General features: G+C 62.0%; 15 protein-coding genes. 4 read left to right on the top strand and 11 right to left on the bottom strand.

The window, feature by feature from the left end:
• Positions 1-90 precede the first annotated feature (90 nt).
• Positions 91-1,056 carry a LysR family transcriptional regulator gene (locus AC1RJY_RS09680; protein WP_011775023.1) on the top strand — a complete coding sequence of 322 codons (966 nt, stop codon included), beginning with the start codon at positions 91-93 and terminating at the stop codon, positions 1,054-1,056.
• A gap of 50 nt (positions 1,057-1,106) precedes the next feature.
• Entirely contained in the window at positions 1,107-1,613 is a 507-nt protein-coding gene (locus tag AC1RJY_RS09675) for a DUF2004 domain-containing protein (protein WP_011775024.1), read from the top strand.
• Positions 1,614-1,743: 130 nt separating this feature from the next.
• Here AC1RJY_RS09675 and AC1RJY_RS09670 read toward each other — a convergent pair whose 3' ends face one another.
• From AC1RJY_RS09670 to AC1RJY_RS09645, 6 genes are read right to left on the bottom strand one after another with little or no spacing between them, the layout of a single operon-like run.
• Positions 1,744-2,448: a hypothetical protein gene (locus AC1RJY_RS09670; RefSeq protein WP_498602202.1), complete on the bottom strand. Its 705-nt coding sequence runs from the start codon at positions 2,446-2,448 to the stop codon at positions 1,744-1,746.
• Entirely contained in the window at positions 2,445-3,461 is a 1,017-nt protein-coding gene (locus tag AC1RJY_RS09665) for a VWA domain-containing protein (protein WP_498602201.1), read from the bottom strand. Before AC1RJY_RS09665 ends, AC1RJY_RS09670 begins: the two co-directional genes overlap by 4 nt.
• The gene (locus AC1RJY_RS09660) at positions 3,443-4,423 is read right to left on the bottom strand and encodes a vWA domain-containing protein (protein WP_498602200.1); all 981 of its coding nucleotides are present in this window, start codon (positions 4,421-4,423) and stop codon (positions 3,443-3,445) included. Before AC1RJY_RS09660 ends, AC1RJY_RS09665 begins: the two co-directional genes overlap by 19 nt.
• Positions 4,414-4,893: a hypothetical protein gene (locus AC1RJY_RS09655; RefSeq protein ID WP_498602199.1), complete on the bottom strand. Its 480-nt coding sequence runs from the start codon at positions 4,891-4,893 to the stop codon at positions 4,414-4,416. The genes AC1RJY_RS09660 and AC1RJY_RS09655 overlap by 10 nt, the downstream gene beginning before the upstream one ends.
• Entirely contained in the window at positions 4,883-5,812 is a 930-nt protein-coding gene (locus tag AC1RJY_RS09650) for a DUF58 domain-containing protein (RefSeq protein WP_011775028.1), read from the bottom strand. The genes AC1RJY_RS09655 and AC1RJY_RS09650 overlap by 11 nt, the downstream gene beginning before the upstream one ends.
• Positions 5,813-5,823: 11 nt before the next feature.
• Positions 5,824-6,831 carry an AAA family ATPase gene (locus AC1RJY_RS09645; protein WP_498602198.1) on the bottom strand — a complete coding sequence of 336 codons (1,008 nt, stop codon included), beginning with the start codon at positions 6,829-6,831 and terminating at the stop codon, positions 5,824-5,826.
• An 85-nt stretch (positions 6,832-6,916) separates the two neighbouring features.
• Here AC1RJY_RS09645 and AC1RJY_RS09640 point away from each other — a divergent pair, with 85 nt between their 5' ends.
• Positions 6,917-7,150 (top strand): hypothetical protein, encoded by a 234-nt coding sequence (locus AC1RJY_RS09640; RefSeq protein ID WP_210063734.1) that lies wholly within the window; start codon positions 6,917-6,919, stop codon positions 7,148-7,150.
• Between the two features lie 51 nt (positions 7,151-7,201).
• On the opposite strand, the gene AC1RJY_RS09635 is transcribed toward AC1RJY_RS09640, so the two are convergent.
• The 5 genes from AC1RJY_RS09635 to AC1RJY_RS09615 form a co-directional block, all read right to left on the bottom strand.
• A complete protein-coding gene (locus AC1RJY_RS09635; protein WP_498602197.1) occupies positions 7,202-8,080 on the bottom strand; it encodes a carbohydrate ABC transporter permease in 879 nt (292 codons plus the stop codon).
• A complete protein-coding gene (locus tag AC1RJY_RS09630) occupies positions 8,077-8,946 on the bottom strand; it encodes a carbohydrate ABC transporter permease (RefSeq protein ID WP_498602196.1) in 870 nt (289 codons plus the stop codon). Before AC1RJY_RS09630 ends, AC1RJY_RS09635 begins: the two co-directional genes overlap by 4 nt.
• On the bottom strand, positions 8,943-10,331 hold the full coding sequence (locus AC1RJY_RS09625; RefSeq protein ID WP_498602195.1) for an extracellular solute-binding protein: 1,389 nt from the start codon (positions 10,329-10,331) through the stop codon (positions 8,943-8,945). The genes AC1RJY_RS09630 and AC1RJY_RS09625 overlap by 4 nt, the downstream gene beginning before the upstream one ends.
• A gap of 102 nt (positions 10,332-10,433) precedes the next feature.
• Entirely contained in the window at positions 10,434-11,633 is a 1,200-nt protein-coding gene (locus AC1RJY_RS09620) for an ROK family transcriptional regulator (protein WP_043806132.1), read from the bottom strand.
• A 222-nt stretch (positions 11,634-11,855) separates the two neighbouring features.
• Complete coding sequence (locus AC1RJY_RS09615; protein ID WP_498602292.1) at positions 11,856-12,977, bottom strand: class I SAM-dependent methyltransferase; 1,122 nt, start codon at positions 12,975-12,977, stop codon at positions 11,856-11,858.
• Between the two features lie 208 nt (positions 12,978-13,185).
• Here AC1RJY_RS09615 and AC1RJY_RS09610 point away from each other — a divergent pair, with 208 nt between their 5' ends.
• A complete protein-coding gene (locus tag AC1RJY_RS09610) occupies positions 13,186-13,569 on the top strand; it encodes a cupin domain-containing protein (RefSeq protein WP_011775036.1) in 384 nt (127 codons plus the stop codon).
• Positions 13,570-13,575: the final 6 nt, after the last annotated feature.

Here is a 13,575-nt window from a genome sequence, read left to right as displayed (position 1 = left end):
TTAGCCACATTTAATCTCCAGCGTGTCGCCCGGATACGGCGTGTCGTGACACTTTGAAAATGTGGCGTGGCGAACAGCTAAAATCGGCTGATGGTCAACCTTCTCCATCTCCGCACCTTGATGGAGGTCACCCGGCTGGGTTCCTTCGCCGCCGCTGCCGCCCAACTCGGTTACACAGCTTCGGCAGTATCCCAACAGATGGCAGCGCTGGAACGCGATACCGGCGTCGAACTCTTTCAACGGTCAGCCCGCAGCGTCATCCCGACGGAGGCCGCGGTTACCATGACCCGGCACGCATCGAAGGTGCTGACGGACGTTGAGGCCCTCATGGCGGCGGCTTCGAGGACCAACGACTCCCCCGCACAGGAACTGAGACTGGGCATTTTCCCCAGCCTGGCCACCTATGTGCTGCCGGACATCCTGCGGAATGAGCGATGGAGCGGGCTGGGCATTGAGCTGCGCGTCTCCGTGGCTGAGCCGGCGCAAACCATCCAAGGCCTGCGCAGCGGCGGCGAACTGGATGTGGCGCTGGTCTACCAGGTGGGGCAATCCGGCTTGGCCTGGCCGCACTCACTGGAACGCCAGTGGATTGGCGACGACGACTTCCGGGTGGTGCTGCCGGCATCATGGAAAATCCGTGAGGATGCCGAGATCGAGGCGGCACACCTCTCCGACATGCCATGGATCGTCCACCACCCGGGCACCAGCGATGCCCTGGTGATCGAACGACTGTTCGCCAGCTGCAACCTGCACCCCCGCGTGGTGGCCTACAGCGATGACTTCCACGCGAGCCTGGAGATGACCGCGGCCGGGCTTGGCGCCTCGCTGGTACCGGAACTGGCGCTCCGGAACCGGCCACCCGGCGTCGTGGTCCTTGACGTACCGGACATCCGGCTGGCGCGGAACATCTTCGCGCTGCTCATCAATGAAAAGCGCACAGCCCAAGTGCAGTTGTTCACACAATTGCTTGCCGACACCCTCAGGGACACCTCGGGAAAGAGTGGTCTTCACCCCCTGAAACCCACTCCTGTCAAGGGTCGCAAGCTCCAGAGGTGAATTGGCGCCAAGTGCTGGAACCCGCCGGTTGATGGGGTTAGATTGATCACATGGGCAAGGTAGCGAGCAAACATTTTGGGGAGATCGAGCTCAACCACGGGCGTGAACATTGCTTCGTCGCGAGACACGAACTTGGCGGTAATCAGCTGGAGCTGGACCTCAACGTCACGGCGCACGACCACTTCGATGAGGCGGCCATGCGAAAGGTGGATTACAGGTTGCGCTTCCTACCGGAACTCGTGGACCAGGTCAGGGAGATGATCGCCGACGAGCTCGATCAGGACGGCACCAACCCTCAACAGTTCCTGCACTTCCACAGTTCACAGCTCAAGGAAGAGCAACTCGAATCGGTGTTCGGTGTCAGTGACAAGGGCCAGCTCACCAACGATGTTTTCCTGAAAGCCCTGAAACTAGGCCATGTGGCCATCTACCCTGGCCAGCCGGAGCGCTACTTCGTGCTGGACTTCACGCTCGGCTCACACTTCACGGACGAGCTGCTGGTGGTGGCCGCTGATGAAGACGGCGTGGTGGACGACGAAATCCTGTGGGAGTCCTAAAGGGTTTTAAGGCGTACGACGGCGGCCGGTCACCTTCAGGTAGTCGTCGTGGCTCCATCAGGACGCAGCCGCGGCTGTTACGCCTGGAATGATGTGTCAGTTGATTTGCGAATATTCTTCGCCTGAAGCTTCACCATGGCCTGTCCACACCCGGGGATGTGTCCGGCCCCCGTAGGTACTCGCCACGTTCTTGACCCTCCGAACGCTCACGGTGGGCCTGTTGCGCGTTCTCTTCGAGCTGCTGGAGTTGTTCCTGCTTCGGGGCCGGCGATGTTTCCTGGTGGGGAGTGGATGGATCATCAGTTCGCGACTCGTCCGCGGCGATCTTGCCGGCGAGCCTGTCCGCGGCGGAGTGGAGCTTGCTGCCCTCTCCGGCGGCGTTCGCCGGACCTTCCGTGTGGCACGCCGGCGGCGCGGCCTTTGCTACAGCCAAGGCTTCCTTGAAAAGCCGGGCTGCGGCGTCCCGATCACTGGCGGTATCCCCCAGCTTCTCGATGCTCAGCACCAGGTTGACGCGCACTTTGCATTCATCGGTCCCCGCCCCGGCTTGCAAGGCCGAGGCAAAGTCCTCCCGCGCAGCAGCAAAGTGGCCCGCCACAACGTGGGCATCCCCTGAGGCGAATAGTGCTTTGTGTGGCTCCAGGACGTTCGCCAACTTCAGCCACGACGCCGCACTGGCCACGCCCTCCGGCTCACCAGAAGTGAAAGACTCCTCGGCAGAGGCGCCCAGCACACCAACGCTTAGCAACTTCGCCGCAACTGCGAGCGCCAGGAGCGCGGGTGGTGCTGACCAGAGCGCAAGCCGGTTTCGCCGCCGTCGTGCGTGGCCGTTCATGTGGTTGGTTCCTTCCGCGCGGCTGACCGAAGCGATTGCAGGGCGGTGAAGTGCCGCAACGGTTCGTGGATTGCCATGAGGAAAGCGTCCGAGGCAAGCAGCCAGTAAAGTTCTACGCGGCCCGGGGCGTCGTGCGTCATGACGGTCATGGCGCCGGGGCGGGCTTGGCCGAGCATGTGGGATGGTGGCTCGTTGCCTGTTCTGTGGGCGTAGGGGACGTGGAGTTGCTCGGCGATGGCACGCAATTGCCCTTCGTCGATTCGCGAGATTGCGTCCTGTGGGTTGTCAGTGGTTTTGTCCTTTACATATCCGGCGTCGTGGTCCGCGGATTCCTTCATGCGGCCGCCCTCGCCGGTTCCGTACCCGAGCACCGCTCCCCCGGCCACGTTGCCGGTGTCCATGGGAGCCGGTGCCTCGGCGCTGGTGTTCTCACCGTCGCCGGCGTAGAAGACCAGTGCCGGGCGCCCTGGATGTTGCTGGTTGGCGGCAGCGAGCCTTTCGTTCAGGAGTTTCGCCGCTCCGGTCACGCTGCTTCCCTTGGCATACCTGCTGTTTTGGGGTTGCAAGGTGGTCATGCCCGTTTGGAGAGCTGTTGCGTCCCGTGTGAGCGGCATACGGACGCTGGCTTTGCTGTCGAAGGTGATGAGGGAGAACTTGGCTCCGGCGAGTTCCTTGGCGATGGCCATGACGTCCTGTTTGACCCCGGCGAGCCGGGGGCCGGTTCCGTTGTAGTCTTCTGCGCCCATGCTTGTGCTGGTGTCCACGACGAAGAACACGTCCAGATCTGCGGTTGCGGTTTCGGCTTGGCCACCGGCCCAGCCGGGACGCAAAGCGGCAAGCAACAGAAGTACGACGGCGGCACACCGCAGAGCTTCCGGCCTCCAGGTTCGCCTTGGCTGGCTTCGCCCACGACTAACGAGTGTCCATGAAGTGAAGCCCAGCACGGCGACGAAGGCCAGGGCCAGCAAGGGCCAGGGGATGATGGGGGCGAAGGTCATGGTTCCAGCCGCCATCCGAGCAACAGCATGCCCGATCCGGCGAGCAAAGCAATCCCCAGTGGCCAGGCCGGGGCATCGGCCACCACTGCCTGGGGTGCTGCAAGGTAGCTTGTGGCCTCGCTTTCCTGCACTTTCCGGACGATGCCCGGCACGGCATCGGGGCTATCCAAGGTGAAGTAGCTGCCCCCTGTTCGTTCAGCCGCTGCCCTGAGCTGCACTCCGGGCTGGTCTGGTTGCTCGCCGTAGTCCATGTCGCCGGGGTTGAGGGCGTACACCTTCACGCTTTTACCGGTGGCCAAGGCGGTGGCCTCGTCCAAAGTGAAAATCGGTTCCCCGGAGAGGAAGTTGTCAGTTGCCAGCACCACTGACCGCGAGCGCTTGGCATCCCCTGTGTCGGTGTCGGGGAAGCTCTGTATGCAGGATGCCAGTCCGTCGCCGATGAGCGAGGAGCCTTCCCCGTTCCAGGTGCCGTCGAAGAAGGACCCGGCACCGCTGTCCAGGGCCTCCTCGGCGCGGGTGAGTTGTTCGGCGGCGTACTGGTAGTCGTCGGTGAGCGGGAAGAGTTGCACACTGCTGCTGTCGAAGATGACCATGCCGATTCGTTCGCCGTCGAACTCCTTGGCGAGGCCCTGGAACACTGAAGCTAGTGCAGCATCCGTGCTGGTCATGGAGCCCGAAACATCCAGGCAGAGCACGATGTCCCTGTTCCTGATTTCCGGCTGCTCCACGGTCCGTTGCGAGGGCCTTGCGGCTGCCGTCGCGGTGGCGGCGAGGAACACTGCGCCCAACACCACCGCTAGCGCCAGGCGTGTACGGTGCCGGCGTAAGGCCTGTTGGTATTGGGGGAGGTCAGTGAGCCGCTCGCCGTGCGCGATGGGTCTGGTCCTTGCCGGACCACGACGGCGGCGGTACAGCCAGGCTGTGACCGCCACCGCTGCTGCGGCCAGGGGAAGAATCCACCAGTGGCTCAGTTCCATGACGAGACCACCTGACGTGCGGCCTCTGCGGATTGCCTGACTGAATGGACTGGTGTGGCGGCGAATTCGTTGGGGTAGATGCCGGCTATCCCTGCCGCCAACTCCCTGAGGTGGTGGCGTTGGAGGTCCTCGAGGGTCATGGAGGTAACTGGCAGGCCCGTGGCCGCGCCGACGAACTCCCGCACGAGGAAGCTGAGTCTTTGGTGGGCGTCGCGCTCGGGTAGGCGGCCGGCGTCGGCGTCTACGGTGGTGGCGTTGATTGCCGTCAGGCAGGTGGTCCGGAGCGTCTCGAGGTCCTGAGCGCTCCTTACCTGACGGAGTGGAGCCTTGCTGTGGTCCGGGGTCTTCTTTCGGACAGGGCGGAGGATCCAGGCGTACCAGGCTCCGATGAGGAGTACGAGCATGAGTCCAAGCCACAGCCACTGAGGTTGGTACTGCAAGGGAGCATAGAAGCCGTTTTCATCCTGCACGAGTACCGCCCTTGGACGAGGACCGTGAAGTGAAGGACCCTGAGCGGTGCTTTTCGAGGAGCGCGAAGACAGCAGTGAGCACATCGGCGCTGCCGGTTGCGTGTTCCTCGGCAATTCCCAGCCGGTGGAAGACATTCCGCCGCAGCTGTCCGCGTTCCAGCATTGCCGCAGCATAGGCCGCACGTACCTTGGCGTCCACGGCCAGGGGCAAAGGAATTGTTTGTCCTGTGCCTACGTCAATGCTGTCTTGCAGCCGGCTCCCGGGCTCAGCAGCGAGTTCGGCGTCACGGACGGTCAGCCACAGGACCTCGTGCCGGGCACGCAGCCTGCGCATCAGGCTCTCTGTGCGGGCATCGGGCAGGAACTCGTCCGCAACGGCAACAATGAGCAAACGTCCCTTCAGGTACCTCAGAACATAGTCCAGTTGCTCCGCTATTCCACTGGCTGGACCGTCCAAAGCAGCGCTCGCATCCACTTCACGGAGCAGCCGCTCCAGATGTTCCTCACCACTGCGCGGCGGAACGTATTTGGACGCCTCGGCGTTACCGTGCAGGAGGCCGACGTCGTCACCGTGCCGGGAAGCCAAGTACCCCAGGACTCCGGCAGCATGAACAGCGATGTCCTTCTTGGACTCCCCGGACAATGCTTGGGCGGCCATGTTCCTTCCGGTATCCACCAGTAACAGGACTGTGTGGCGGCGAACGGCCACATAGCGTTTCACCAGCGGCGATCCGTGCCGTGCCGTCGCTTTCCAGTCGATGTCACGGACCTCATCGCCGGGCACATATGCGCGGAGTTCATCGAAGTCCAGGCTGCGGCCTTTGAAGACCGATCCGTATTCGCCGTCAAGAAGGGTCAGTGTCCTGCGGTGGGCGAAGATGAACATCTTCGACTTGACGCGGCGGAGGAGGCTGGGCACGTGCCGCTCCGCTATGGGGTCTGGACGGACGCCAAAACGGCATCGATCACGGTTTCCACGGAAATCTCCTCAACCACAGCATCGAATCCCAGAATGATCCGGTGACGAAGGATCCGATGAGCGAGGCTCTTGACGTCTTCAGGAATGACGTGGTCGCGCCCCTTGAGCAGCGCCATGGCGCGGGCTGCCTGGCTGAAGGCGATGCTCGCCCGCGGGCTGGCGCCAAATTCGACGACGTGGGCCAGCCGGGGCTCCAGATACTGTGAAGCGTTGCGGGTGACATAGGAAAGTCCGACGATGTAGCGCACGATAGCCGGATCGATATAGACCCGCCTCACCAGTTCCTGAACCTCCACTACGGCGTCAAGGGACGCGGCTGCCGGAGGCCTCTGCTCCGCGCTGAACACGCCGGCGTCAATCCGCCGGATGACCTCCGCTTCCTCCGCTGGACTCGGATAGTCCAGGACGTCCTTAAGCGTGAACCGGTCCATCTGCGCTTCAGGAAGACGATACGTCCCTTCTTGCTCGATGGGGTTCTGCGTTGCGAGCACCAGGAAAGGCTTAGGCAGGGGGTAGGACTCTCCGCCAATGGACGTCTGCCGCTCCTGCATCGCTTCCAGCATGGCGCTCTGGGTCTTGGCACTGGACCTGTTGATCTCATCCAGCAGCACAATGTTGGCATGGACCGGGCCCAACTGCGTGACAAAGGTACCCTTGACGGCGTCGAAGATCTGCGTGCCGGCGATGTCGCTGGGCAGCAGGTCCGGCGTGCACTGGATCCGGCGGAACTCTGCACTGACCGACTCCGCTATGGCTTGGGCCGCGGTGGTCTTAGCCAGCCCCGGCACACTTTCCAACAGGACATGGCCACCCGTCAACAGGCCGATAACCAAGGTCTCACGCAGCCTGGCCTGGCCCACCACCTTGTTTTCGAAGCTGCGGACGATGCTGCCTATAAGCTGTTGGGCACGGGCCATGTCCGGCGCATCGATTCCGGCCATGGCTGTGGTCTGTTGCACTCGTGGTCCCCTCGCTGGCGTTGATGTGAAACGGCCACTCCATCCAAGCCTTCCCGGAACGGGTTCGCAATGGGGACCCCTCCCCATGTGGACTTCCGAGGTCTATCCTTTTGCCATGCATCAGCTACCAGCCGCCTATCAGAATTACCTCGCCTCCCAGGACCAGCACGTCATCGACGCCGTACGGCCGGTTCTCCTCCAGTCCGCAGCGGACCAACGACACGGCGTACGCATTACCTTCAACAGGGGCCCGACCGGCCACCAAGCCCACCTGGACGATTCCATACCCTACGGCGAAATCATCGAAGACATCGACTGACGCAGACTACAAACCTGACATGGAGCGGGGCTGGCCTTTCATGGGCTCCAGCTAGCCTTTCATGGCTCCGGACAAGGCAAACGAATTCCCCATGCCACGGGAAACCAGCGCGTAGAGCACCAGCACGGGGACCGAATACAGGATGGAGAACGCGGCCAACTGGCCATAAGCGATAGCTCCGTGCTGGCCGAAGAAGCTGAAGATGGACACCGCGGCTGGTTGTTTGCCGGTGGACAGCAACAGGATAAAGGGGACGAAGAAGTTCCCCCACGCCTGGATGAAAACGAAGATGAACACCACGCCCAGCCCCTGCCTCATCAGTGGGAGCACGATGCGTCGCAGCGCCGCCATCGTGGAGGCTCCATCCACCCACGCCGCTTCCTCCAACTCAAGAGGAACCGAATCCATGAAGTTCTTGGTCATCCAGGTGGCCATGGGCAAAGTAGTTGTTGCCATGAAGAAAATGGTGGCAGCCATGGAATCCAAGAACTGCAGCTGAACAAACAGGCCATAGACAGGCACCATGATGGCCGTCACCGGCAACGACGTCCCAAACAGGACCGTGTACATGAAGGGCTTGTTGAACCGTGATTGATACCTGGACAACGGGTATGCGGCAAGCACGGCAGCAAGAACATTCACCACAGCCGTCCCCGCCGACAACATCAAGCTGTTTGCCAAAGGTTGAAACAACAGCTCAGGAGTCATCACGGCACGGAAATTGTCCATCGACGGCGTTGACGGCACCTTAGTCTGGTAACCGGCTTCAGGATCGACGGCGGCCAAGAGCAGCCAGAGCAAAGGTGCAACAAAGCTCATCCCAATCACAGCAAGGGCTATGTTCGCCCCCAGCCTGGCCCTGGACCTGGAGCTGCCACCCGCCGTCGTGCTTTCCGTCCCCAGCGGCGCCCGCAGTCGGCTGGTGGTCATGGGCGCTCCTCCCGCAGGAGCCGGACGTACACCGCACCGAAGACCATGCCCAGGAGGATCAGAACGGACGCCACAGCCGTGCCGTAGCCGATGTCACCAAATTTGAACGCCTCTTGGTAGGCCAGCACCGGCAACGTGGTGCTGGCGTTGGCGGGTCCGCCTGCCGTCATGACCCAGATGAGGGTAAACACCGCCAGTGTCTGGAGCGTGATCAGCATCAGGTTCGTGGCGATGCTGCTCCGGATCAGCGGCAGTGTGATGAAGGCAAGCCGCTGCCACCCTCGGGCCCCATCCACAAGTGCTGCCTCAGAAATATCGCGGGGAACGTCTGCCAGCGCTGCCCGGTACACCAGCATGGAGAAGGCTGTCCCGCGCCACGTATTGGCCAGGACAATCGCCACCAGCGGAAAGGAATACAGCCAGTCCGGGCCCTGACCACCCACGATTCCCAGCATCTGGTTCAGGGTCCCGTCCCGGTTGAAGTAGGCATAGGCGGCGAAGGCGGCCACGATTTCAGGCAGCACCCACGCCGCGACCACTGCCGTACCCACCAACGACGAAACTACCGTCCGCGACCGTGTCATCAGCAGTGCGATCAGCAGGCCCAACACGTTCTGGCCCAGCACGGCCGACGCGGCGACGAACACCACCGTGAGCCAAGCCGCTAACGGAAAGGAGCCGTCACTGAACATCCGCGCATAATTGTCAATGCCAACCCATTCCGGGTTCCTGGCAGCTTTACCGGATAACGAGGCATCGGTGAAGGACGCGTAAAAAGACCACACCACCGGGGCCAGCAGGAACAACAGCAGCAGGAGAATGGACGGGACTAACGGAAGGAGCCGCAGGTAGCGGCGGATCGTCATTTCTCCAGGACCTTGTCCTCACCGACGAGCTTACGGACGGTGGCATCATATTCGGCAGCGGCATCCTCGGGGCTCTGCTTGCCCGTGATCACGGACTCCGTGGCGACCTGGACGGCGGAAGAGATCCTGGGGTAGTCAGCGGTGGCCGGGCGGTAATGCGTCACCTTCACCAAGTCCGAAACATCCTTCACAAACGGATTCGCCGCCAGATACTGGGGCTCCGAGGCGACATCCGTACGGACGGCAATCTGAGAGTTGTTGATGTCGTAGGCCAGCGCGTTCTTTTTGTTCAGCGCCGTAGTGAGGAACTGGAAGGCAAGCTCAGGATTCTTGCTCTTCGCCCCCACGGCCAGTGTCCATCCGCCGGACATGCTCACGCCCCCGGGCGCCTGCCCCTTCTGCGTGGGGAACATGGCTACAGCCATGTCCTGCTCATAACCTGCCCACTCATACGCGCCACCTTTTTGCCAGAACGACGGCGTATAGGACCCTTCCACGGTGGCTGCCAGTTTTCCTTGGGGGAACCATTCGCCAAAGACCTTCTTCCAGACGTTCGCGTCCAAGGCTTCGGCTGGACTGACGGCCAGCTTTTCGTCATAGAGGGTCTTCAGGAACGCCAGTGAGTCGGTGAAACCCAGCGAGCCGACCACCCACTTCTTCTCCTTCTCGTCATACAAGGTGCTGTCCGTACCGTAGAGCAGCTCGTAGAAACTCTGCATCACCGTGCCCTCGCCGGTCCCCTTGCCTGCGTACATGTTGAAGGGGATGACGCTGGGGTCGGACGCTTTGATGGCCCGGGCGGTGGTGAGGATATCGTCCCAGGTCTTCGGCTGCCACGGCACGGGCACCCCGGCCTTCTGGAATACGGCCTTGTTGTACCAAATGGCCCGGGTGTCGGTGCCCAGCGGGACCGCATAGATGCCGCCGTCATCCGCTCGGCCCGCCGCCTTGGCCGCTTCGTTGAACGCAGACCAGTCCTCCCACTTCTCAAGGTAACTGTCCAACCTGAGGAGGTAACCGGCGTCGACGTCTGAACGCACCTTGAAAGTGTCCTCATAGAAGACGTCCGGCGCCGTGTCAGCGGAACGCTGGGCCAGCGAGAGCTTGGTCCCGTAATCGTCGTCGTTGGCCTGGATGGGCTGGAGGTCCACCGTCACCCCGGAGTTCGCGGCTTCAAATTCCTTCTTGGCGTCCTGCATGACGGCATCAAGCGCCGTGAAGGAATCGGTTTTCTGATAAACGATCTTCAGGGTGTTGCTCTCCGCAGCCTCAGGCGTGGGCGAACAGGACGTCGCTGCCACAAGGACGGCGCTAAAAAAAGCAATGGCGGCGGAAAACTTCACTGGGACATACTTCATTGGCACATTTTTCACTGGGCGGCGCATGGTGCTCCATTCAGTCGAACGTGGCTACAGCCCCCATACTTCACCGTGAACGGACATGCGACGTGGCCGAGCCTTATGGTTATTCAGTTATCCTGCGTCGAACTAGCCTTCCAACAGGAGCCTTTGTGCGCGCGGTGCCAGCATGTGCTCCAAAACCAAGCAAGCAGCACCGATGGCGCCAACGTCTTCACCCACACCGGTCCCCACAACCTCAAGGCCGTGGATCATGCGGGCGGCGTTGTTCTTGTCCAGCAAATCCGGAACGCGATCCAGGAAGTACGGGGACATGCGCCCCCAGAATGGACCGCCGAAGACGACCCGCTCCACGTCCAGGGTGTTGGTCACGATGGAAACGGCACGTGCCACCAGTGTGGCGGACTTATCCAGAATGGCAATGGCCTTGGAATCACCCGCATCGGCTTTGTCGCACAACTCGGCATAGCGTTCCTGGACCTCAGGACCGTCCGCCCCTTCCCGGTGCCCTTCAAGCACACCGGCGGCTACGGCCTCGGCCACCAGCACCTGCGGGATGCAGGAAGACTTGACGCAGCCATGCAATCCGCAATCACACTGCGGGCCGTTGGGGTCCACCACAATGTGGCCGATTTCGCCGGCATTGCCCGAAGTCCCCCGGACTACTTCGTCATTGAGCACAATGCCGCAGCCGATGCCGGTTCCCATGTACATGAACACGAAGCTGCCGGCCCCACTGGCGCCACCAGCCCACGTTTCGGCCACCGCCGCGCTCGTGACGTCTTTATCTACCAGCGTTTCCATGCCGGTGGCCTCGGCCAGGGCCTCGCGGATGCGCACGCGGTTCCATCGCGTCAGGAGCGGCGGCTCCACCACGGAGCCTTCGTCGAGGTCGATCGGGCCGGGGACAGCAACGCCGAGTCCGGCGATCTTTGAAGAATCGACGCCTGACTCTTCGATGAGGACATTGATCTGTTCGGCGATGCTGGTGATCACGCCGGCCGGGTCACCGCCCGGAGTAGCCATGCGCGAATGCCTGACGACGTCGCCCAACAGGTCAAGAACAACAAAAGTGATGACGGCCGGATCCAGATGCACGCCCACCGCGTACATGCCTGCGGGGTTCAGGCGCAGGATGGTCCTGGGCTTGCCCGGACCCGAGCCTTCCTTGCCGGCCTCCACAATCAGCTGCTGATCCAGGAGGCGGCGGGAAATATTGGAAATCGTCTGCGGGGAAAGACCCACAATCTGAGCCAACTCAACTCGGCTGAGTCCGCCCGACGACCGCCGGATCGCCTCCAGAATGACGGTCAGATTGAAGTCCCCCATGCGGGGAAGGTTAGTTCCGCGCCTTGGTGTCGGCTGCCGGATCTCAGTCACTGATGCCCCTCGTCATTGGGATTAACGTAGTTAAAGTCGGTCTTTGTCTGAATCGTACGATACCTCCGCCGCTACGGATACGAGCACACGCTGACACCGGCATCAGGGCTTGGTAACGATGACACTGAATTGTATGCGACCACCATTCGGGCAGCCGCTTGATGACGCTGCCTAGGCCTTCCGGCTGCGCGTTACCGTAAATTTCGGGTTCCGGCCTTCCTCCACCGTCGGCCCGATAAGCCGTTCAAGCGCGGGCCGATACTGCAGGTGGCTGTTGTAGACGGTCCACAGCTCTCCTCCAGGGGCAAGGACACGGGCGGCGGCCTGGAACATCTTCAGCGCAGCGCCGGCGTGCACACTGGCACCCAGATGGAACGGCGGGTTAAGAAGGATGAGGTCGGCGCTGTCCGGCTCCAGCGTGGACATGGCATCATCGTGGATCACTTCCACCCGCTCCCCCAGCCCGTTTGCGGCCCCCGTGGCCCTGGCTGAAGCAACGGCCGCCGCGGACTGGTCGGTGGCGATCACCCGGGCATCCGTGTGGCGAAGTGCATACATCGTGGCGAGAATCCCTGTTCCGCAGCCGAGGTCCACGGCGTACCGGGATGCTGGCATGCGGTCCAAAAACGTCAGCAAGTAGCGTGTGCCTATGTCCAGGCGGGCCCCGGAGAAAGCAGCCCCATGCGCGCACACAGTGATTCCCAGTTCAGGCACGGACTCCACCACCGGGAACGGGCGCTCGTCAGGCGTTGTCTTGGGGTCCCGTGCCATCAGGACCCGGGACTTTTGCCGGGCAAGTTGCGGCTGCACTGATGAGAAGAACCGTCCCAGGACCTCGTTCATGCCAAGAGACATGTGCTTAACGCGACCTCCGGCGAGCAGGACCGCATGCGGCGGCGCAAACCTGGCTACGGCGTCGGCGATTTCCTCCAACTCAGCCAGAGATTTAGGCAACTGCAAAAGCACCACACCGGCGCCATCCAGCAAATCCCGGTCCAGTTCATGCTCGGTGAAACGTCCGTCCAAGCCGGCAGATACGGCATTGCGTTTCAGCGCGAGCCTTCCGGTGAAAAGGTCCTGGCTAACCCTGACATGCCCGACGCCGAGCCCAGCCAAGGCGCCCAGGGTCAGGGCACCGTAGCGGTCACCAATGACCACCACCTTGGCGTCGGGGCCAACCAGATCCGCCGCTGTCTCCAGAAGCAGCCTGTCTGTGGCATCGAAGGCCTGCAGATTGTCCGCTTCGACGTCAGGACGCCTGCTCAACGTACCCAAGAGCGCTTCAACATCCATTGCCGTCACGATGCGGTTCTCGCTTTCATGCTCAACTGTCTCGACTTTAAGGTGGCTTGGGAGGAACCTAGTGCTTGCACGACGCAAACACCTGTCAATCCTTCGGTTGGCGACGAACACCGAGGCGGCAGGCACAGGTCACGGCGACCCCTGGAGCCAGGCACCGGGATCCACTCATCATCGGGCTCCCCTTCCTCTGTGAGAAACCATGAGTGTCAATGTTGTCACGAACCTTGAAGTAAAGTCCCACAACTCCCCCGACGAAACGAGGCGCCCCGACAAAACCGTCCTGGACCTCGTCACCGTGGGAGACTACACGATCGGCCGTATGACCTTTGAACCGGGCTGGACCTGGGCCGACTGCATCAAACCAGTGGTTGGCACCGACTCCTGCGAATTGAGCCATGTAGGATTCTGCGTCTCCGGAAGCCTGGAGGTAGAAACCAATGACGGCGGCAAGATCAGCATTTCAGCCGGCGATTCCTACACCATTCCCCCGGGCCACAACGCCCACGTGGTAGGCGATCAACCGTTCCAAGGAGTCGAGTTCGTCAGCGGCGCTGAATTCGCACGTCCTCCTGAGAAGGCCTGACTGACC

This window comes from Arthrobacter sp. GW822-FHT05G07, from assembly GCF_058799755.1.
Note: the sequence above shows the minus strand (reverse complement) of the source record. Positions and strands in the feature narration are given on the sequence as shown.

Excerpts from the sequence above, each read along its gene's own strand:
- AC1RJY_RS09680 (WP_011775023.1), top strand. The coding sequence starts at position 91 with ATGGTCAACCTTCTCCATCTCCGCACCTTGATGGAGGTCACCCGGCTG.
- AC1RJY_RS09675 (WP_011775024.1), top strand. The coding sequence starts at position 1,107 with ATGGGCAAGGTAGCGAGCAAACATTTTGGGGAGATCGAGCTCAACCAC.
- AC1RJY_RS09670 (WP_498602202.1), bottom strand. The coding sequence starts at position 2,448 with ATGAACGGCCACGCACGACGGCGGCGAAACCGGCTTGCGCTCTGGTCA.
- AC1RJY_RS09665 (WP_498602201.1), bottom strand. The coding sequence starts at position 3,461 with ATGGCGGCTGGAACCATGACCTTCGCCCCCATCATCCCCTGGCCCTTG.
- AC1RJY_RS09660 (WP_498602200.1), bottom strand. The coding sequence starts at position 4,423 with ATGGAACTGAGCCACTGGTGGATTCTTCCCCTGGCCGCAGCAGCGGTG.
- AC1RJY_RS09640 (WP_210063734.1), top strand. The coding sequence starts at position 6,917 with ATGTGGACTTCCGAGGTCTATCCTTTTGCCATGCATCAGCTACCAGCC.
- AC1RJY_RS09635 (WP_498602197.1), bottom strand. The coding sequence starts at position 8,080 with ATGACCACCAGCCGACTGCGGGCGCCGCTGGGGACGGAAAGCACGACG.
- AC1RJY_RS09630 (WP_498602196.1), bottom strand. The coding sequence starts at position 8,946 with ATGACGATCCGCCGCTACCTGCGGCTCCTTCCGTTAGTCCCGTCCATT.
- AC1RJY_RS09625 (WP_498602195.1), bottom strand. The coding sequence starts at position 10,331 with ATGCGCCGCCCAGTGAAAAATGTGCCAATGAAGTATGTCCCAGTGAAG.
- AC1RJY_RS09620 (WP_043806132.1), bottom strand. The coding sequence starts at position 11,633 with ATGGGGGACTTCAATCTGACCGTCATTCTGGAGGCGATCCGGCGGTCG.
- AC1RJY_RS09615 (WP_498602292.1), bottom strand. The coding sequence starts at position 12,977 with ATGGATGTTGAAGCGCTCTTGGGTACGTTGAGCAGGCGTCCTGACGTC.
- AC1RJY_RS09610 (WP_011775036.1), top strand. The coding sequence starts at position 13,186 with ATGAGTGTCAATGTTGTCACGAACCTTGAAGTAAAGTCCCACAACTCC.